The 20,220-nt window shown below is 39.3% G+C and carries 17 protein-coding genes; 11 read left to right on the top strand and 6 right to left on the bottom strand.

The annotated features are described in order from the left end of the window. Positions 1–58 precede the first annotated feature (58 nt). The 4 genes from mreD to uvrA all read right to left on the bottom strand — a co-directional run bounded on the left by mreD (position 59) and on the right by uvrA (position 5,696). Positions 59–547: a rod shape-determining protein MreD gene (mreD, locus tag L5B83_RS11700; protein WP_265778640.1), complete on the bottom strand. Its 489-nt coding sequence runs from the start codon at positions 545–547 to the stop codon at positions 59–61. Continuing rightward, positions 547–1,593: a rod shape-determining protein MreC gene (gene mreC, locus L5B83_RS11695; protein WP_265762335.1), complete on the bottom strand. Its 1,047-nt coding sequence runs from the start codon at positions 1,591–1,593 to the stop codon at positions 547–549. The genes mreD and mreC overlap by 1 nt, the downstream gene beginning before the upstream one ends. Before the next feature lie 80 nt (positions 1,594–1,673). Continuing rightward, entirely contained in the window at positions 1,674–2,720 is a 1,047-nt protein-coding gene (locus L5B83_RS11690; protein WP_250351514.1) for a rod shape-determining protein, read from the bottom strand. Positions 2,721–2,867: 147 nt separating this feature from the next. Then, on the bottom strand, positions 2,868–5,696 hold the full coding sequence (uvrA, locus tag L5B83_RS11685; RefSeq protein WP_265778639.1) for an excinuclease ABC subunit UvrA: 2,829 nt from the start codon (positions 5,694–5,696) through the stop codon (positions 2,868–2,870). Between the two features lie 172 nt (positions 5,697–5,868). Between uvrA and L5B83_RS11680 the strand changes: the two genes are divergently transcribed. Beyond that, the gene (locus L5B83_RS11680) at positions 5,869–6,384 is read left to right on the top strand and encodes a single-stranded DNA-binding protein (protein WP_265778638.1); all 516 of its coding nucleotides are present in this window, start codon (positions 5,869–5,871) and stop codon (positions 6,382–6,384) included. 422 nt (positions 6,385–6,806) lie between these two features. Here L5B83_RS11680 and L5B83_RS11675 read toward each other — a convergent pair whose 3' ends face one another. Both L5B83_RS11675 and L5B83_RS11670 read right to left on the bottom strand, forming a co-directional pair. Beyond that, positions 6,807–8,540 (bottom strand): DUF262 domain-containing protein, encoded by a 1,734-nt coding sequence (locus L5B83_RS11675; RefSeq protein ID WP_265778637.1) that lies wholly within the window; start codon positions 8,538–8,540, stop codon positions 6,807–6,809. A 143-nt stretch (positions 8,541–8,683) separates the two neighbouring features. Continuing rightward, a complete protein-coding gene (locus tag L5B83_RS11670) occupies positions 8,684–9,970 on the bottom strand; it encodes an ATP-binding protein (protein ID WP_265778636.1) in 1,287 nt (428 codons plus the stop codon). Between the two features lie 331 nt (positions 9,971–10,301). Between L5B83_RS11670 and L5B83_RS11665 the strand changes: the two genes are divergently transcribed. The 10 genes from L5B83_RS11665 to L5B83_RS11620 all read left to right on the top strand — a co-directional run bounded on the left by L5B83_RS11665 (position 10,302) and on the right by L5B83_RS11620 (position 20,208). Next, positions 10,302–10,460 (top strand): MarR family transcriptional regulator, encoded by a 159-nt coding sequence (locus tag L5B83_RS11665; RefSeq protein ID WP_265778704.1) that lies wholly within the window; start codon positions 10,302–10,304, stop codon positions 10,458–10,460. A 448-nt stretch (positions 10,461–10,908) separates the two neighbouring features. Then, positions 10,909–12,780, top strand: a complete 1,872-nt coding sequence (locus L5B83_RS11660; RefSeq protein ID WP_265762337.1) for a PTS mannitol transporter subunit IICBA — start codon at positions 10,909–10,911, stop codon at positions 12,778–12,780. A 68-nt stretch (positions 12,781–12,848) separates the two neighbouring features. Continuing rightward, positions 12,849–14,000 carry a mannitol-1-phosphate 5-dehydrogenase gene (locus tag L5B83_RS11655; RefSeq protein WP_265762339.1) on the top strand — a complete coding sequence of 384 codons (1,152 nt, stop codon included), beginning with the start codon at positions 12,849–12,851 and terminating at the stop codon, positions 13,998–14,000. Between the two features lie 44 nt (positions 14,001–14,044). Beyond that, complete coding sequence (locus L5B83_RS11650; RefSeq protein WP_250351509.1) at positions 14,045–14,554, top strand: MltR family transcriptional regulator; 510 nt, start codon at positions 14,045–14,047, stop codon at positions 14,552–14,554. A 96-nt stretch (positions 14,555–14,650) separates the two neighbouring features. Then, positions 14,651–15,349 (top strand): SIMPL domain-containing protein, encoded by a 699-nt coding sequence (locus L5B83_RS11645; protein WP_265778634.1) that lies wholly within the window; start codon positions 14,651–14,653, stop codon positions 15,347–15,349. Positions 15,350–15,409: 60 nt separating this feature from the next. After that, a complete protein-coding gene (slyD, locus tag L5B83_RS11640; RefSeq protein WP_250350968.1) occupies positions 15,410–16,018 on the top strand; it encodes a peptidylprolyl isomerase in 609 nt (202 codons plus the stop codon). 174 nt (positions 16,019–16,192) lie between these two features. After that, complete coding sequence (pepE, locus tag L5B83_RS11635) at positions 16,193–16,912, top strand: dipeptidase PepE (RefSeq protein ID WP_265778633.1); 720 nt, start codon at positions 16,193–16,195, stop codon at positions 16,910–16,912. 10 nt (positions 16,913–16,922) lie between these two features. Next, positions 16,923–18,215 (top strand): C4-dicarboxylate transporter DcuC, encoded by a 1,293-nt coding sequence (gene dcuC / locus L5B83_RS11630; protein WP_265778632.1) that lies wholly within the window; start codon positions 16,923–16,925, stop codon positions 18,213–18,215. 185 nt (positions 18,216–18,400) lie between these two features. Next, positions 18,401–19,732 (top strand): 30S ribosomal protein S12 methylthiotransferase RimO, encoded by a 1,332-nt coding sequence (rimO, locus tag L5B83_RS11625; RefSeq protein ID WP_250363629.1) that lies wholly within the window; start codon positions 18,401–18,403, stop codon positions 19,730–19,732. Then, positions 19,717–20,208, top strand: coding sequence for a low molecular weight protein-tyrosine-phosphatase (locus L5B83_RS11620; protein WP_250363630.1), 492 nt, complete (start codon positions 19,717–19,719; stop codon positions 20,206–20,208). The genes rimO and L5B83_RS11620 overlap by 16 nt, the downstream gene beginning before the upstream one ends. Positions 20,209–20,220: the final 12 nt, after the last annotated feature.

Below are 20,220 nucleotides of genomic sequence, written 5' to 3'. Positions count from 1 at the left end.
GTTGTTTGGCAAGGGAAATCCAAAATTTAGCCCCAAATTTAACTCCCAATCAGCCCCGCTATCCAATATGTAATTCCTTTACCATTTTGCGTAATAGCAAAAATACCCAAATCCATAATACCCCGCTCGTCATAGCACCAAAAATCTCTTGCCAATTAAAATCCGCACTATGCAAGAATAATTCAACAATAAAAATACCTATTCTTACGCTAAAAACAGCGAAAATAACAAATATCCCCTGCATCCATAACGATAGGTTACGAATTAATATACTATTCACCGCTAATAAATAAGCAAAAACAGAAAGCACTAATGCGTGAATACCTAAGGTTGAGCCAAGTACAAGATCCCAAGCAATCCCCATACAAAATGCCGTGCCTACACTAATTTTTGCAGGCATTGCTAAAATCCAATAAGTTAAAACGAGCAATAACCAAGCAGGCTTGAAATGATGTAAACTGCTTGGCCAAGGCGCAATTTCTAACACCATTGCAACTAAAAAGGTGGATACAATAAATAATAATTGTAAAAAAGCACGACCTTGCATTAATCTTCCTCTCGATAATGTTGCAATTCAGGCTCAACAGGTTCGGAAGGCATTTCCATTTGTTCCGTATGGATGTCCTCTAGCGTTGGCGTTGATGGTTTTTCTTCTGGTTCTTCAGTCGTCATCAATGGCGGTAGAATGTCTTGCTTTTTCTGTGTTTCAAGACGCTGGCGAACGGCTTTACGCACTTCTTCTGGTGTACTTGAATTGACTTTACGCATATCTTCATTCGTCGGCCATAAAAGCAAGACATAACGTAAGCGCTCGAGCGATGCAAGCGGCTTTGCGGTGATCGTGGCAAAATAATTTTTTCCATCGCGCGATACATTTTCTACAATCGCAACAGGATATCCTTCAAGAAAACGTCCTCCTAATCCTGAAGTAACCAAGAGATCACCTTTAACAATATCCACTGAACGTGGCACATTGTCTAAAGTAAGTTCATCGCTGTGTCCCGTACCACTTGCGATCACGCGTACATCATTACGCAACACTTGCACAGGAATAGAATGCGTTACATCAGTGAGCAATAACACACGGCTTGTATGACTTCCCACAGAAATAATTTGCCCAACGACACCTTTTTCATCAATAACCGGTTGCCCAACATAAGCGCCATCATTTTCTCCTTGGTTAATGACCACTTGCTGGCGATAAACATCTGTTTCTGCAGTTAAGACCTCAGCAATTTTTTTGTATTCGTCTGTGCGTAATGGGGAATTTAGCAATAAACGTAAGCGTTGATTTTCTACTTTGAGTTGATCCAAGAGTAATAAATCGGCATTTTTTTCGCGAAGTTGTTCTCTTAGCACTTTATTTTCGATTTGTAATTTGTTGGTATCAACAAGATTGTAAGATACGCCGTCTAGCACTGTTCTTGGTGTGTTGGCAAGATAATAAACGCTACCAATCGCCGTTTCCATTATGCTACGTGCCTTTATCATCGTATTGGTTTGTCCATCAAATAAAATAAGCACGATAGAAGCTATCACGGCAAAAATTAAACGGATGCCAAGATAGGGGGCTTTTCCAAAGATCGGTTTCATTAATATCACTCAGAAAGAAGTGCGGTCAAATTTTTAGCATTTTTTGACCGCACTTTTATAAACATTTATAACATTGGAAATTAAATGTCGTCACTGAAAATATCAGCACCGTGCATATCTAATGCTTCACCACCACCGCGTGCGACACAGGTAAGTGGATCGTCTGCCACAATAACTGGTACACCCGTTTCTTTTGATAATAACACATCAATATTGCGTAATAACGCACCACCACCAGTTAGCACAATGCCACGTTCAAAGATATCGGCTGCGTGTTCTGGTTGGCATTCTTCAAGTGCAGTCCGCACTGCGGCAACAATACCATTTAATGGCTGTTGAATTGCCTCTAAGACATCACGCGAGTTTAAGGTAAAGGTTCTTGGCGCACCTTCTGAAAGGTTATGACCGTGAACTTCTAGCTCTTTAATTTCATCGTCTTCTTGAATATAAGCAGTACCAATTTCTTCTTTGATACGCTCTGCTGTCGGCTCACCAATAATAGATCCAAAGGTACGACGCACATAAGCAATAATGGCTTCATCAAAACGGTCGCCACCAATACGCACAGAAGAAGAATACACAATACCGTTTAAAGAAATCACCGCAACTTCTGTGGTACCACCACCAATATCGATAACCATTGAACCCGTTGCCGTAGAAACGGGCAATTTCGCGCCGATTGCAGCGGCCATAGGCTCTTCAATTAAATACACTTCGCGTGCGCCCGCACCTAAGGCAGATTCCTTAATCGCTCGGCGTTCAACTTGGGTTGCACCAGCAGGCACGCAGACTAACACCCGTGGACTTGGGCGCATAAAATTTCCGCTATGTACTTGCTTAATAAAATACTGCAACATTTTTTCGGTTACCGAGAAATCCGCGATAACCCCATCTTTCATCGGACGAATGGCTAAAATACTTTTCGGTGTGCGCCCAAGCATTAATTTTGCTTCTTTTCCTACCGCTGCAATACTTTTCATTGAACCTGCACGACCTTGACGAATTGCGACCACAGAAGGTTCGTTTAGCACAATGCCTTGCCCTTTCACATAAATCAACGTGTTGGCTGTACCTAAATCAATAGAAAGATCATTGGAGAATAAACCACGAATTTTTTTAAATAGCATAAGAATTCCGTTAAAATCACTGTATAAAAAACACTCACATTTAAGTGTGAGAAAAATTGTGCTAAATGTATCAAAAAATCAACATTGATGATAGAAGTTTTTATACAATTCTGCCTAAAAAATTACCGCACTTTGATTTCAGTCCATTTATTTTTCAAGGATTTGTTTCAAGAACCGCGCAGTATGAGAACCTTTCACTTTTGCGACTTGCTCTGGCGTGCCAGTGGCAATGATTTCACCGCCGCCACTTCCCCCTTCAGGACCAAGATCAACAATCCAATCTGCGGTTTTAATCACATCTAAATTATGCTCAATCACCACAATGGTATTACCCTGATCACGCAAGCGATGTAGCACCTCGAGGAGCTGTTTAATATCAGCAAAATGTAAGCCTGTTGTCGGTTCATCAAGAATATATAAGGTTTTTCCCGTATCTCGTTTTGACAACTCCGTGGCGAGTTTCACTCGTTGCGCCTCCCCACCTGACAATGTTGTGGACGATTGCCCAAGGCGAATATAAGAAAGTCCAACATCCATTAATGTCTGTAATTTGCGTGCAATTTGTGGAATCGCATCAAAAAACTCTCGCGCTTCTTCAACAGTCATATCAAGCACTTGATTAATCGTTTTTCCTTTATAACGAATTTCTAATGTTTCACGATTATAACGTTTTCCTTTACATTGATCGCAAGGCACATAAACATCAGGCAAGAAGTGCATTTCTACTTTGATTACCCCGTCCCCTTGGCACGCCTCGCAACGTCCACCACGCACATTGAAACTAAAGCGTCCCGGATTATAACCACGTGCGCGTGATTCTGGCACGCCCGCAAATAATTCACGAATTGGCGTGAATAATCCGGTGTAAGTTGCAGGATTGGAACGTGGCGTGCGTCCAATCGGGCTTTGATCAATATCAATGACTTTATCAAAGAATTCTAACCCTTGAATAGATTTGTAAGGGGCGGCTTGTGCGTTTTCTGCACGGTTTAACGCACTCTGCGCAAGTGGGAACAAGGTGTCATTAATCAGAGTAGATTTACCTGAACCTGATACCCCTGTGATACAAGTGAATAATCCGACAGGTATATCTAAATTGACGTTTTTCAGATTATTGCCTGATGCCCCTTTGAGTTTTAATATTTTCGCTTTATCAAGTGCGGTGCGTTTTTTAGGAATTTCTATTTTTTCTTTTCCCGACAAGAATTTTCCAGTTAAAGAATGTGGGTTTTGCATAATTTCTTTTGCTGTGCCTTGTGCAACCACATTACCACCATGCACGCCCGCTCCCGGTCCAATATCAATGATATGATCCGCCGCTAAAATTGCATCTTCATCGTGTTCAACCACAATAACAGTATTGCCTAGATTTCTTAGATGAATCAACGTGTTAAGCAAACGTTCATTATCACGTTGATGTAACCCAATAGAGGGTTCATCAAGCACATACATCACCCCCACCAAGCCTGCGCCAATTTGACTAGCAAGACGAATACGCTGTGCTTCACCGCCAGAAAGGGTTTCTGCCGAGCGGGAAAGAGAAAGATAATTTAGCCCCACATTCACCAAAAATTGTAACCGCTCTTTAATTTCTTTTAGGATTTTGTCAGCAATTTGCGCGCGCTGTCCGCTTAGGGTTAGGCTATCCACAAAATGAAACGCTTCGCCGATGCTTTTTTCTGAAACTTCAGGCAAATTCGTTTCACCGATAAACACATTGCGAGCTTCAGGGCGTAAACGCGAGCCACCGCAATCCTTACAAGGACGGGTGCTGATATTTTTCGCTAATTCTTCACGTACAGACATTGATTCCGTTTCCTTGTAACGGCGTGCCATATTATTGAGAATGCCTTCAAAACTATGACGGCGTAATACCACATCGCCACGGTCGTTCATATATTGGAATTCAATTTCTTCTTTACCTGAACCGTGCAAAATAATGTGCTGAATTTTTTTCGGTAAATCTTCAAAAGGGCTTTCTACATCAAAGCCATAATGTTTGGCGAGCGAAGTGAGCATTTGGTAATAATAGAAATTACGGCGATCCCAGCCTTTAATCGCCCCCCCTGCTAAGGAAATAGTTGGATTTTGTACCACGCGTTTTTCATCAAAATATTGTTGAACACCTAAACCGTCGCAAGTAGGACAAGCCCCCGCTGGGTTATTAAAAGAGAATAAACGAGGTTCTAATTCTGGCACAGAATAACCACAATGCGGGCAAGCAAAATTGGCTGAAAAAAGCAATTCTTCCCCTTGCGGTTCATCCATATTTGCCACCACTGCCGTGCCACCAGAAAGTTCTAATGCTGTCTCAAAGGATTCGGCTAAACGCGTTGCCAAATCTGGACGAACTTTAAAACGATCCACCACCACTTCAATAGTATGTTTTTTCTGCAATTCCAATTTAGGTGGATCGGATAAATCACAAATTTCGCCATCAATTCTGGCTCGAATATAGCCTTGCGCAGCAATATGCTCCAAAATTTTAATATGCTCCCCTTTGCGATCTTTTACCACTGGGGCAAGTAACATCATTCGGCTTTCTTCGGGCAAAGCCAACACTTTATCCACCATTTGGCTAATAGTTTGTGCCGCCAAAGGAATATGATGATTTGGACAGCGCGGTTCCCCAACACGGGCAAATAATAAACGCAAATAATCGTGAATTTCCGTGATTGTTCCCACGGTAGAACGTGGATTGTGTGAAGTGGATTTTTGTTCAATGGAAATGGCTGGAGATAGCCCTTCAATATGATCCACATCTGGTTTTTCCATTAGCGATAAAAACTGGCGCGCATAAGCAGAAAGGGATTCCACATAACGGCGCTGCCCCTCAGCATAAAGGGTATCAAATGCGAGGGAAGATTTTCCCGAGCCAGAAAGCCCTGTAATCACAATCAATTTATCACGCGGAATAGTCAAATTAATATTTTTTAAATTATGGGTTCTCGCCCCACGCACATCTATTTTTTCCATAATCTTTTAGTCTGTTCAAGCAATTTAAGGTGATTTTGCGATCATTATCGCATAATCTGAAATAACTGTGCAAATATCCAGTTGATTTGCATTGAATTAATAGCTTTTTATTTTTTTTTAAGGCAAAATAGCAAAAATTTTTACCGCACTTAATAATCAGACAGAGGAATTTATGGCTGGAGTAAACAAAGTTATTATCGTAGGAAACCTTGGAAATGATCCTGAAGTTCGCACAATGCCAAATGGTGAAGCTGTTGCAAACATTAGCGTAGCCACCAGTGAGAGCTGGATGGACAAGAATACTGGCGAACGTCGTGAAATCACTGAATGGCATCGCATTGTCTTTTATCGTCGTCAAGCTGAGATCGCAGGAGAATATTTACGAAAAGGGTCAAAAGTGTATGTGGAAGGACGCTTAAGAACTCGTAAATGGCAAGATCAAAATGGACAAGATCGTTACACCACTGAGATTCAAGGTGATGTGCTACAAATGTTAGATAGCCGCGCAGAACGTGGGCAAGGTGGCTATGCGCCACAAGGCGGGGGTTACCAACAACAAAGTGGCAACCAATACGCCCCTCAAGGAACACAACCAACATATCCATCATCAAAACCAGCGCAGCAACCAACGCCAGCGCCTCAGCCAGCGATTGATGATATGCAATTAGATGATGATATTCCATTCTAACCCTTTCCAAACTGCTTGGTCATTGCCAAGCAGTTTTTGTATTGCTTTCTAAAATCTCAACATCACATTTTTACTGTTTTATCTTCCCTGCTCACACTGATAAAAGGCGTTCCTCGCTACCCATTTTGTAGAAGAAGCCCCTCCTTTAGCCACTGATATCCTCGATATTCACCTTAGATTAGCGATTTTGTTTTACCATAAACTTCGTCAAGTTATCTATTATGGTTTTTACTATAGTCACTGAAACACTAAATTCACGTACATCTTCCGCTATAGCTTGAGTGGAAATTGAAGGTAATACCTATTTCTTAATGTTGAATATGAATAGAATAATATGCAACTGGTGGAGTATTTTTTGGGGAGAATAAGTAAAAAAGAATGCCATCTAAAGTTCAGACGGCATTTGATAATGCTATATTAATTTATAAATCCATTGGAGTAATGTCTTTTAAAAAGGTATCTCTTAATTGATTACCACGTTCTTCAATATGCTCAAGACACCACTCATTTTTATCAAGCAAATAACCATTGATTTCCACATTTCCACTTTTTAAACCAATGTTATTACCCTTTTCGTCTTTCACTTCACCCTTTTCACCAAATGATCGGTTAGATAAATTACTATTATAAGCGGACAAAGTTAGATTTCCCAATGAGTGCAATTTGTCTTTACAATCCTCATACCATTCACCTTCTTTGGGCTTTTGCGGATAAATATGCTCCACCGACCAAATTGCTTTTCCTTTCTCATTGACCGCCCAAAAATCTACTTGGTTTTCGGCTGTACGATGTTTCTGTTCTAAGTAGATTAGAATATAACGTATTAAGGCTGGATTATCATCATATAATGTCTTACTTTGCAATGCTTCTTCGATTCGTTCTCGTGAAGGTAATTCTTTTTGTAATTCATTTAATAGAATTTTTTCATTATATTCGTTATGTTGTGTTTTTGTTGTTCGAATAAAAATTTCGTCTAAACGATTAGTTGCTGGACTATCTGTCAAGTGGCGGATCATAAACCATTTTTCAATATACTTCAGTAAGTGGGCAAAATTCTGTTGTGGATATTTTTCAAACAGGAATAATAGTAATGTATAAGCTGGTGCAATCCCTAATTTTTTTAAATCAAATAATTTATTCTTATACTTACTCCATAATTCATCCCTCTCTTGAATATTTTCAGGGTATGATAAATATTTATAAATTTCTGATTTTTTAGTTAATTCATTTAATACCTTTTCTGCATCATTTTTGATTTCATTTGTGTACGTTTTAATTAAATCATTTTTAGTAATTTTTTCTTTGCCACTAGTCGAATTAAAAATTAAATTTATTGGCTTAAATGCTTGATAAAAATGACGTAAGTAGCGAACTTGTACATCATAATCACTAATATTATTCACTATTTTCTGCCATTCTAAGTTTGTTTCTTCTGCAGTTTTGTTTTTAACATAGCTGATCAGGCTATTTTTAATCAAATCCATTGGCGTCAGTGGTACACCGCGATTATTGATACTTTCAAATAAAATAAAAGCAGATGTTTCATCTTGTGTATCAATACGAACTACACAAGCGGATGTAACTTTATCTAAAAAATCAAACAATTCTTTTATATTACCTTCAATAGTTGTTTCAATACGCTCTGAGAAATGCTTAAACGCTTTGTAAATACGGCGGTTACCAAAGTTAGCTGGTGCTGTATTATCTTCTCCTTTGACAATCCTATGAACTAAATATTCAAAATCGGCTCTATTGTTATTTTGGATTGAAGCAATAAATCGAGTATTTTCTTTATATAAAAAATACTTTTTTGTTGATACGACTTTTTCAAGATAATCATCATTTTCAGCAATGATAGAATTGCTTCGTAAAGGTTTAAGTTTGTTATATATTGCTAACAATAACAAATTTAGCGTAGTTAAACGCTGTTGTCCGTCAATTACCGTTGATTTATTCTCTTCTCCTAAAATGCAAATAAGTGATCCTAGAAAATATCCCTTATCATTTTCAGATAAATCGTCAAATAAATTATCCCATTGATTTTTATTCCACGCATATTCACGTTGATATGGTGGAATAACGTACTGAAATGTTTTCCCTTCACTGTCTTGACTTAGTAAAGCTGAAATAGTTATTTGTTTTGCTGATTGGATCATATTTCCCTTCCTTTATATATAAAATAAATTTAGATAAAATTGAGTATATACACCATTTTATAAATAAAACAGCTATTTTTTCCAATGGTGAGTAGATTTTCTTTATTCTTGTTCAAACATTTTATTCTCCTTAGTTAGATAATTTAAATTTTAATTCCATACAACGGCACATTCACCATCCAATCCTGTTCCCTAAAATCTGCCATTGAGAAGCGAAAAGCCTGTTCGGGTTGGAATTGTTCTACATATACTTTCAAACTTTTCGCTTTCAGATTTTCTTCTGCTTTGACTTCAATCGGGATTACAGTTTGTTTGCGTTGTAACACAAAATCCACTTCCGCCGTGCCTTTTTCTGTTGCCCAATAAAAGACTGGATTTTCTTGAGTTGCAATCAATTGTTGCAACACATATTGCTCGGTCAATGCACCTTTAAATTCGGTAAAAATACGGTTGCCTTCCAACAGTGTAGTAGCGTCCAAATAGCTTTGAGCGGCAAGTAAGCCGACATCTAAACCATATAATTTAAAAGCGTTATCCTGATAGGCAGACAAAGGCAAATACGGCTTTTTCACACGCTGTACAACCTGAACTAAGCCACTGTCTTTCAGCCATTGCAAGGCAATTTCATAATCTTTGCTTCTCGCCCCTTTTTGCATTTGTGCATACATAAATTTTTTGTTTTCTTTCGCCAGTTGTTCAGGAATAGATGCCCAAATCGACCGCACTTTTTTTACCGTTTGCACATCGGAAATATGCTTAGAAAAATCCTGTTCATACGCCATCAATAAATTGCGTTGCACTTGGCGAACTTCGTTCAAATTTTGTGTATCAATAGAGGTTTGCACCGCCTCAGGCATTCCGCCGACAAAATAATATTGACGCAGAAAGTCGATATAACGGCTTTTCATCGCAGAAATCAGCGACCAATCTTGCATTTCCAACAGTTGAACCAAATCAGACTGCCCCAGAGCGGTTAAAAATTCGTGAAAAGTCATAGGATAAAGCGGTAAAAAATCCACCTTACCCACAGGAAAAGACACCTGATGATGCAGGGAAACGCCAAGTAATGAACCAGCCGCCACAATATAAAATTGCGGTGCATTTTCATAAAAATATTTAAGTGCCGATAAGGCTTGCGGCACTTCTTGCACTTCATCAAAAATAATCAGCGTGTTATCCGTTTGAATATCCACACCACTTTCAATTTTCAAGCCTAAAATCAAACGTTTAATATCATAATCGCCCGAAAATAGTGTTTTCATTCGGGGATTATTATCAAAATTGATGTAGGCAACCTGTTCAAATGTCTGTTCACCAAAATGTTTCATCACCCAAGTTTTGCCGACTTGTCTTGCCCCTTGAATAATCAAGGGTTTGCGGTTGGGCTTGGTTTTCCATTGTATGAGTTTATCTAAAATATCTCGTTGCATAACTCACCTTATTGAATTTTTTTGATCTATTTTAGTTGGCTCAAACATTTTTATCAATGAAAACCCTACTTAAAAATACATTTTTTCCAACTAAAAAATGTGTGAAATTACATTTTTCTATTGACAAAAAGGTATTTAATCATCAAAAAAGCAAATTTAACAATATCCAAAACCAAGCAAAGTAAATTTTAGTACCAATATCCTTTACCTTTTCTCTTTATCACACCTAAAATAGCACCCAATTTAGTAACTTTTAGGACTTTAAATAATGAGCAGCTTCGAAAAACTAGGCAAACAAATCAGTGAAGCAGATGCCACAATAAACGCTTAGATAGTTAAATTAGGCTTAGGTTATAACCATTTTGCCGTACTGCACTCATTGGCGGTGGCGGAAAATGAGCAATGTACACAAAAGCAGATTTGTGAGGAATGGCTGTTGCCGAAGCAGACGCTGTTTAACGTGTGTAAGGAATATAAGGAAAAAGGCTGAATTGAATTTAGCGAAAGTGCGGTGGATACTCGTGCCTTCACTCGTATTTACACAGAAACTTGCCGTACCAGTGATTTTGACCAAGTGGATTAAAGGCTCAAATACTTCAACTACCACCGAACATGTGGCACTATCCCATAAGTTCGTTAATTTCTTTATTGCTTTCTCAAATCTCAACATCACATTTTTACTGTTTTATCTTCCCTGCCACACTGATAGAAGTCGCGCCTTTCTATACATTTTCATCTTATTTATGTGATATAGATCACATAAAATTTCATTCAGATAAAATTATGTGATCTACATCACATTTTGATTTTATATACCTAAAAATATCTTGTGATCTACTTCACATTTTTAAACTTAAAAATTTGGGCTTTAATTTTCGCTTTGCTATGCTTTCGTTCATTAAATGGACACAACTTAGCTCAATACTAATGAGGTTAATATGTTATCAGCAAATGCAAAACTTAAAGTCCAAAGCTTTGGACGCTTTTTATCAAATATGGTAATGCCGAATATTGGGGCATTTATCGCTTGGGGATTTATCACCGCCCTTTTTATTCCAACAGGTTGGTTTCCAAATGAAACGCTCGGCAAACTTGTTGGGCCGATGATTACCTATTTATTACCCTTATTAATTGGTTATACTGGGGGGAAATTAGTGGGTGGCGATCGCGGTGCCGTTGTGGGCGCAATTACCACTGCTGGGGTCATCATTGGTACAGATATTCCAATGTTCCTTGGTGCAATGATCGCCGGGCCAACAGGTGGTTGGGCAATTAAGCATTTTGACCGTTGGGCTGATGGTAAAATTAAAAGTGGTTTTGAAATGTTAGTGAATAATTTTTCATCTGGCATTATCGGTATGCTACTTGCCATTTTGTTCTTCTTGGTTGTAGGCCCAGCAGTAAAAATACTTTCTACTACCTTAGCGGCTGGCGTTGATGTGCTTGTTCAAGCCCATTTATTACCATTAACCTCTATTTTTGTTGAACCCGCAAAAATTCTTTTCTTAAATAATGCGATTAATCACGGCATTTTCTCACCACTGGGTATTCAACAATCACAAGAACTTGGGCAATCTATTTTCTTCTTAATTGAAGCAAATCCGGGCCCGGGTTTAGGCGTATTATTAGCCTATATTCTGTTTGGTAAAGGTTCTGCAAAACAAACAGCAGGGGGCGCCGCGGTTATCCACTTCTTCGGTGGTATTCACGAAATTTATTTCCCTTATGTGTTAATGAATCCACGTTTATTAATTGCTGTTATCGCAGGGGGAATGACTGGGGTGTTCACGCTGGTGTTATTTCACGCAGGCCTCATCGCCCCTGCCTCACCGGGTTCAATCATTGCTGTATTGGCGATGACACCTTCACATTCTATCTTTGGCGTACTTTGTTCGGTGGCATTAGCAACTGTTGTGTCTTTCATCATTGCTGCATTCTTCCTAAAAATCCAAAAAGAAGATACTTCAGATAAATTAGCAGAAGCACAAGCGGCTTCAAAAGCAATGAAAGGTGGTGTAGCACAGCCAATCACTGATTATAAAGGCTTACAAAAAATCTTCGTTTCTTGCGATGCAGGTATGGGATCAAGCGCGATGGGTGCAAGTATGCTACGCAAAAAAGTAAATGATGCAGGCTTGCCAATTGAGGTGGCGAACTGTGCAATCAATGACTTGCCAGATAATGCAAGATTAGTCATTACGCACCAAGACTTAACGCTACGCGCACAAAAACAAGTACCAAATGCAATGCACTTGTCTCTTACCAATTTCTTAGATAATAAATTCTATGATAATTTGGTGAATGAATTAAAAGCGCATTTCGCTGAAGCGGCTTCAAAACCCACAGACAGTGCAGAAGTCGCAGAAATGAATGGGGCAACCTTCAACTTAAGTGCGGATCAAATTTTCTTAGGATTAAAAGCAGAAAATAAACAAGACGCCATTCGTTTTGCCGGTGAACAACTAGTAAAAGCAGGCTTTGTGTTACCAAGTTATGTCGATGCAATGTTTGAACGTGAAGAATTAGTTTCCACTTACTTAGGTGAGGGGCTAGCGGTTCCGCACGGCACGGTTGATGCAAAAGACGCCGTATTAAAAACGGGTATCGTGGTATGTCAATATCCTGAAGGGGTACGCTTCACGGAGGAAGAAGATGGCATCGCTAAATTAGTCATCGGTATTGCCGCTCGCAACAATGAACACATTCAAGTGCTGACGGCAATCACGAATGCATTAGATAGTGAAGAAGCGATTGCCACACTGACCTCTACAACAAATGTAGAAGATGTGTTAGCGTTACTCAAATCTTAAAGTGCGGTATAAAATGGCATCGTTTTTTACGATGTCATTTCTCATTATAAACGTTATTGGAGAAAAAAATGAAAGCATTACATTTTGGCGCAGGTAATATTGGACGAGGATTTATCGGCAAATTACTTGCTGATAGCGGTATTGAGGTGGTTTTTGCTGATGTAAATGACGACGTTATCCGTTTATTACAAACACAAAAAAGCTACAACGTTAAAGTGGTGGGCGAAAAGGTTAATCGTATTGAACAAGTGTCCAACGTAACCGGCGTTAATTCAAAAGATGAAAATGCACTGATTGAACGCTTTAAGCAAGTGGATTTGGTCACCACAGCAGTTGGTCCAAATGTGCTAAAAATTATTGCCAGCACCCTTGCCAAAGGATTAATTGCTCGCATTGAAGCAGGTAATACCCAACCACTAAATATTATTGCTTGTGAGAATATGGTGCGTGGCACAACCTTCTTAAAAGAACAGGTTTTTCAATATTTAGATGAAAATCAACAGCAACAGGTTGAGGCATTAGTCGGTTTTGTTGATAGTGCAGTGGATCGTATTGTACCGCCTGTGCAAGCCAACCCTGCCGATCCCCTTTTAGTCACAGTAGAAGAATTTAGTGAATGGATTGTGGATAAAACGCAATTTAAAGGCACAATCCCACAAATTGCTGGAATGGAACAAACCGATAATCTTATGGCGTTTGTAGAACGTAAATTATTCACGCTAAACACAGGACACGCCGTTACCGCCTATTACGGCAAGTTAAAAGGCTACCAATTTGTCAAAGAAAGCATTGAAGATCCGACGGTACGCGCTTTTGTTAAAGCCGTTATGGAAGAAAGTGGTGCCGTATTAATTAAACGCTATGATTTCGATCCGCAAGCTCACGCCGCTTATATCGAAAAAATCCTAGCTCGTTTCGCCAATCCTTATTTAGTGGACGATGTAGATCGCGTAGGACGTGAGCCATTACGAAAACTCAGTTATAATGATCGCCTAATTAAACCATTGCGTGGCACATTAGAATACCAATTGCCACACCAATATTTGGTACAAGCCGTGGCTACCGCATTATGCTATCGCAATGACAACGATCCGCAAGCACAAACGTTAGCACAATCGTTAACACAAAATGGCGTGATCAATACCTTAAAACAATATACTGAATTACAAGATAATGCCGTGATTGAACAAATTGCACAAGCCTATCAAGCACTTGTGTAAGCTGTCTTCCCATTATCTGTATCAATCACATTAGGAAGGTATCATTGGACGATCCTATTTACGAAAAACTCACCGAAGCCACCTCTATTCGTGGCTTTATTACCGCCAGCGTTGCACTTTTTGATGAGGCGGTGGACAGCTTAATCAATCGTGTATTCCGCAAAACGGATTTTGCGGTCAAATCGGTGGTGGACTCCCTATTTATGACGTCAGGCCCCCTTTTTGATCTTTCCATTCGCTTAAAAGTGCTACTTGGGCTTGGCGTCATTGAGCATAAGATTTTTGAAGATATTAATGCCTTTATCAAATTTAAAGAAACATTAAACAACGATGAAAAAGAACATCGTTTTTTCGATCCACTGATTATTGAATTTGTACAACACTTACATTTACAGCAAGACAAAAACTTACTTAATTTTCCTGATGATAAAGAAGATCCAAATTCTCTCAGCTATCAAATCAAAACCCAACGTAAAGAAAAATTAGTACGCTCTTGCTTAATGCTCACCATTAATGCGATTTACGAACATTTACAGGTGGAAAGCCCGTTGTAAAAATTGATAAAAAAGCACCGCACTTACTATTTTCGGAACTATTTACCTCTTTACCTGTCGATATAGCAACAAATCAATTAATTTATAAGGAATTTTATGCGTTTAAAACAACTTACTTTTGCCTTAATGGCATTACCATTATCGTTATCTACCTATGCTGTAGAGAATACTCATAATATAGTGAGTTTTTCTGTTGATGTTGAAAAAGAACTTTCGCATGATTTACTCCAAGCCACCTTGTTTACCCAAGCGGAAAACAAAGATCTTGCGTTGGCGAATAAAGAAGTGAGCAATAAAATTAATCAAGCCTTTGAGATATTAAAATCCTATCCAGACGTTGAATTAAGTGATAATTCACGTAGTACACAAGTCCGTTATAACAGTGATGGCAAGCAAAATGGCTGGATTGCGCGCGCCCAGTTAGTGTTGCAAAGTAAAAATAATGAAGCCTTATCTAATGCAATGACGAAACTTAATGGTATTTTGGCAATTGAATATGTAAACTCTCAAGTGTCTTCTGCTGCAATTAATCGAGTTGAAGACGAAATGACAAAACAGGCGCTTGAACAATTAAACCGCAAGGCAAACTTAATTCAACAATCACTTGGCGCGAAAGGTTATAAAATTGTGGAATTAAATATTCGCACTCCAATGGAAAGCGGACGCTTTGTGGCTCGCCCTTATGCGATGGCGAAAATGGCAAGTTCAATGTCGAATGATGAGGTGCAATTAGGCAACGGCAAAGCTAACGTAAGAGCAAGCATTGAGGCAAAAATTCAGCTAGTTCAGGAATAATGACAGCCAGCCCCATTTCTTATACAATGAGGCAATTTTAACAAGCCAACGAGGTTATCAATGAAAGTTGCAAAAAATGTGGTGGTGAGCATTGCTTACCAAGTTCGTACTGAAGATGGAGTATTAGTCGATGAAGCTCCAGTCAATCAGCCTTTAGAATATTTACAAGGGCATAATAATTTAGTCATTGGCTTAGAGAAAGCCCTAGAAGGTAAATCTGTTGGTGATAAATTTGAAGTTCGCGTAAAACCAGAGGAAGGTTACGGGGAATATAATGAAAATCTTGTTCAACGTGTACCAAAAGATGTGTTTGTCGGTGTCGATGAGCTTGTCGCAGGAATGCGCTTTATCGCCGATACCGATGTAGGGCCATTACCTGTTGTGATCACGGAAGTGGGTGAAAATGATGTGGTTGTCGATGGTAATCATATGCTCGCAGGACAAGAATTATTATTTGATGTAGAAGTTGTTGCAACACGTGAAGCAACCTTAGAAGAAATCGCACACGGTCATATTCACCAAGAGGGTGGTTGCTGTGGCGGACATGGTGATAGCGATGAAGAAGGACACGGCTGTGGTTGTGGCGGTCATCACCATCATCATAACCACGATCACCACCATCATCACGATGGTGAAGGTTGCTGCGGAAATGGCGGCTGTAAGCATTAAGGCTAGAGAATTATGTTGAACCACGCAAATCGCGTGGTTTTTTTATGATCTTTCGCAAGAAATCTTATTTTTCATTCTTGATTTTATTTCTTTTTTGTTCTGACTACGCATAATAGAGAAATACGAATTACCTAAAATAAGGTATTAACTGAACGCTTTTATAAGGAGAAAAAAATGAAAAAGATGTTATTAATGAGCGGATCAAAATATAAAGATACAGGTTATTTAGTACATTGTATGCCGTGGCTGAAAACTTTTCTTTCTGAATACCGAGGAAAAACCATTGGATTTGTCCCTTATGCTGGTGTCAGTCGTAGCTATGATGAATATGAAAATGGAGTAAAACAAGCATTTGCTGAATTAGAGATGGATATTATTTCTGTTCATCGAGGAAAAACACACCTCGATATTATCGAACAAGCTGATGTGATCGCAATTGGTGGAGGTAACACCTTCTGCTTGCTTAATGGATTGTATGAGCATCGTTTATTGGACGCGATTCGCCAGAAAGTACAACAAGGCACGCCTTATTTTGGTTGGAGCGCTGGTGCCAATGTGGCTGGTAAAAGTATTATGACAACCAATGATATGCCAATTCTTTATCCCCCTTCCTTTGATGCTTTAAATCTATTTCCTCACCAAATTAATCCACATTTTATTTCAGGTAAAATAGCAGGACATAATGGTGAAAGTCGTGAAGAGCGTTTAGCGGAGTTTTTAATGATTAATCCTGAATCACAGGTTTACGCATTACCTGAAGGCACGGCATTGCATATTCAGGGGCAACAAGCAAGTGTACTAGATATTAGCCAAGCACAGCAAAGTGCGGTGTTAAAATTGAGCAAAAATGGGGCTTGTCAGTCTTACCTCGCTGGATCGATTTTTAATTATTAAGGAGAATAATATGCTTGAACTTAAATCTTTCGTGGCAATTTTGGGCGTTGTTGTTGCAGTTTATTTATTGGTAAAAAAATATGAAACGCGTACCGTATTAATTGGTTTAGGCTTATTAATGTCTTTATTAACGCTCAACCCAATGGGGGCGTTAGATGCCTTTGCTAAATCAATGACCAGCAGTGGATTAATTATGGCAATCTGTTCCAGTATGGGCTTTGCTTATGTGATGAAATACACAAAATGTGATACTCATCTTGTGCATTTAATGACTCGGCCCTTATCAGGACTAAGATTTTTCTTAATTCCTTTTGCCACAATGATTACTTTTTTTATTAATATTGCGATTCCTTCAGCAGCCGGTTGCGCTGCCGCCGTTGGCGCAACATTAATCCCCGTGTTAAAAAGTGCAGGTGTGCGACCTGCTACGGCTGGGGCAGCCATTTTGGCTGGTACATTTGGTTCAATGATGAGTCCCGGCTCTTCTCATTCTGCAATGATTGCCGAAATGTCAAATTTAACGATTACGCAAGTCAATTTATCTCATGCACCTTATACGATTATCGCTGGTGCGATTGCAGCGGTTTCGCTAACTTTAGTCGCATTAATGCTAAAAGATTATGGCGAAGAACATCGCCAAGCCTATTTAGCAGAAGCTAAAGAATCTGAACAATCTTTCCAAAAATCAAACATTTTCTTTGCCATTGCACCTTTATTACCATTAGTGATTTTAGTAATCGGTGGAACCACTTTACAAGAAATCCCGGCACTTGCTTGGACGAAAATGGGGGTACCGCAAGCAATGTTAATTGGGGCAATTTATGCCATTTTCGTTACACGTATTTCTCCGGCTAAAATTACAGAAGAATTTTTTAATGGAATGGGGAGCGCTTATGCAAATGTGTTAGGCATTATTATTTCAGCGAGTGTTTTTGTGGCAGGGCTAAAATCGACTGGTGCCATTGACAGCGCCATTGAATTTCTTAAGCATTCAAACGAATTTGTCCGTTGGGGGGCAACGATTGGTCCATTCTTAATGGGCTTACTCACAGGTTCTGGCGATGCGGCAGCAATCGCTTTTAACACAGCAGTAACACCACACGCAGTCGAATTAGGCTACACACACTTAAACCTTGGTATGGCGGCCGCTATTGCCGGGGCTATTGGACGCACTGCCTCGCCAATCGCAGGCGTAACGATTGTTTGTGCAGGATTAGCGATGGTTAGCCCTGTGGATATTGTTAAACGTACAGGTTTAGGAATGGTGCTTGCTGTACTATTCTTGGCATTATTTATGCTTTAATTTTTTCACGGTGGGAAAATTTAACACATTCCCACCGCACTTTATGATTCCTTCTATCTAAAACGCTATCTCACTTTCTTCACATAAAGTGCGGTGCTTTTTTCTGTAAATTTCCCCTCACTTATCGCCTTTTGCATACGAATTTTGTACAATGCACCGTTTTGAGTGATTATTGAGATTATTTTATGAGTTCAGCACCAAATATTGGTTTTATTAGTTTAGGTTGTCCTAAAAATTTAGTGGATTCAGAACGTATTTTGACGGAGCTGCGTTCTGATGGGTATAACATTATTCCAAGTTATGAAAATGCCGATTTAGTGATCGTTAATACCTGCGGATTTATTGACAGCGCGGTGCAAGAGTCGTTAGAAGCCATTGGTGAAGCGTTAGAAGAAAATGGTAAAGTGATTGTTACAGGCTGTTTAGGAGCTAAAGAAGATCGTATCCGTGAAGTACATCCAAAGGTATTAGAAGTAACTGGCCCACATAGTTATGAAGCGGTGATGACACAAGTGCATAAATATGTACCAAAACCCGCACACAACCCTTATATCAGTCTTGTGCCAGCGCAAGGAGTGAAATTAACCCCAAAACATTATGCCTATTTGAAAATTTCAGAAGGCTGCGATCATCGTTGTACTTTCTGTATTATCCCTTCAATGCGTGGTGATTTAGATAGCCGTCCGATTACGCAAGTGTTAGATGAAGCCAAACGCCTTGCTGATGCTGGGGTGAAAGAGCTACTTATCGTGTCGCAAGATACTTCAGCGTATGCCTTGGATCAGGGTAAAGAAAATCAAAATAAAACGGTTTTCTGGAACGGTAAGCCAATCAAAAATAATCTGATCAGCCTGTGCGAGCAGTTGGCGACCTTAGGCATTTGGGTACGTTTGCACTATGTATATCCTTATCCGCACGTGGATAATTTAATTCCACTTATGGCGCAAGGCAAAATCTTGCCTTATTTAGATATTCCATTACAACACGCAAGCCCAAAAATTTTGAAAGCAATGAAGCGTCCGGGGTCTATTGATCGCACGTTAGAACGTATAAAAAAATGGCGTGAAATTTGCCCTGAATTAACCTTACGTTCCACTTTTATTGTTGGCTTCCCGGGTGAAACGGAGGAAGATTTTCAACAACTATTAGATTTCTTACAGGAAGCCCAGCTTGATCGAGTTGGCTGTTTCAAATTTAGCCCTGTTGAAGGTGCACCAGCCACAGATATGCCAGATCAAGTACCAGAAGACGTAAAAGAAGCGCGTTTCCACCGTTTTATGCAAGTACAACAAGCTATTTCAGCACAACGCTTACAGCAAAAAATTGGCAAAATCCTGCCTGTCATTGTGGACGAAATAGATGAAGAAGGGATTATCGGACGCTCAATGGCGGATGCCCCAGAAATTGATGGCGTGGTGTATGTAGATAACTTATCTCACCAAGCTGTGAGCGTAGGACAAGTGATTAACGTAACGATCACACAAGCCGATGAATATGATTTATGGGGAACCTGCTAATGGTTGCGCCAGTGAACGTGTTATTTGTCTGTTTGGGGAACATTTGCCGTTCCCCAATGGCGGAATATCTTTTCCGTGAAAAAGTGAAACAAGCAGGCTTAGCCAATAAAATGATGAGTGATAGTGCTGGCACATCTGGCTGGCACGATGGCGAGGATATGCATTGCGGTACAGCTGAAACCCTTGAATTACATCATATTGATAATAAAGGTTTTACTAGCCGAAAAGTGCGGTTAAAAGATTGGCAAGATTTTGATTATATTATTGCTATGGATAACCAAAATTTAGCCGATTTAGAAAAATTATTTGGACATCACCCTGAAAAATTATTTCAAATCACTCAGCTTTGTCCTGATTTAGGTATCGATCATATCCCTGATCCTTGGTATACCAAGAATTTTACCCAAACTTACGAATTATTAGATCAATGTTGTGATGCCTTGTTAGCACACATTCGTAAAGAAAAATCTTGTTAAAAACTACCGCAC

The organism is Avibacterium sp. 21-599 (assembly GCF_026226765.1).
GTDB lineage: Bacteria > Pseudomonadota > Gammaproteobacteria > Enterobacterales > Pasteurellaceae > Avibacterium.
Note: the sequence above shows the minus strand (reverse complement) of the source record. Positions and strands in the feature narration are given on the sequence as shown.

Coding starts and splice junctions, on each gene's coding strand:
- pepE (WP_265778633.1), top strand. CDS start 16,193: ATGAAAAAGATGTTATTAATGAGCGGATCAAAATATAAAGATACAGGT.
- mreC (WP_265762335.1), bottom strand. CDS start 1,593: ATGAAACCGATCTTTGGAAAAGCCCCCTATCTTGGCATCCGTTTAATT.
- uvrA (WP_265778639.1), bottom strand. CDS start 5,696: ATGGAAAAAATAGATGTGCGTGGGGCGAGAACCCATAATTTAAAAAAT.
- L5B83_RS11620 (WP_250363630.1), top strand. CDS start 19,717: ATGGGGAACCTGCTAATGGTTGCGCCAGTGAACGTGTTATTTGTCTGT.
- L5B83_RS11655 (WP_265762339.1), top strand. CDS start 12,849: ATGAAAGCATTACATTTTGGCGCAGGTAATATTGGACGAGGATTTATC.
- L5B83_RS11670 (WP_265778636.1), bottom strand. CDS start 9,970: ATGCAACGAGATATTTTAGATAAACTCATACAATGGAAAACCAAGCCC.
- dcuC (WP_265778632.1), top strand. CDS start 16,923: ATGCTTGAACTTAAATCTTTCGTGGCAATTTTGGGCGTTGTTGTTGCA.
- L5B83_RS11675 (WP_265778637.1), bottom strand. CDS start 8,540: ATGATCCAATCAGCAAAACAAATAACTATTTCAGCTTTACTAAGTCAA.
- mreD (WP_265778640.1), bottom strand. CDS start 547: ATGCAAGGTCGTGCTTTTTTACAATTATTATTTATTGTATCCACCTTT.
- slyD (WP_250350968.1), top strand. CDS start 15,410: ATGAAAGTTGCAAAAAATGTGGTGGTGAGCATTGCTTACCAAGTTCGT.
- L5B83_RS11645 (WP_265778634.1), top strand. CDS start 14,651: ATGCGTTTAAAACAACTTACTTTTGCCTTAATGGCATTACCATTATCG.
- L5B83_RS11690 (WP_250351514.1), bottom strand. CDS start 2,720: ATGCTATTTAAAAAAATTCGTGGTTTATTCTCCAATGATCTTTCTATT.
- L5B83_RS11660 (WP_265762337.1), top strand. CDS start 10,909: ATGTTATCAGCAAATGCAAAACTTAAAGTCCAAAGCTTTGGACGCTTT.
- rimO (WP_250363629.1), top strand. CDS start 18,401: ATGAGTTCAGCACCAAATATTGGTTTTATTAGTTTAGGTTGTCCTAAA.
- L5B83_RS11680 (WP_265778638.1), top strand. CDS start 5,869: ATGGCTGGAGTAAACAAAGTTATTATCGTAGGAAACCTTGGAAATGAT.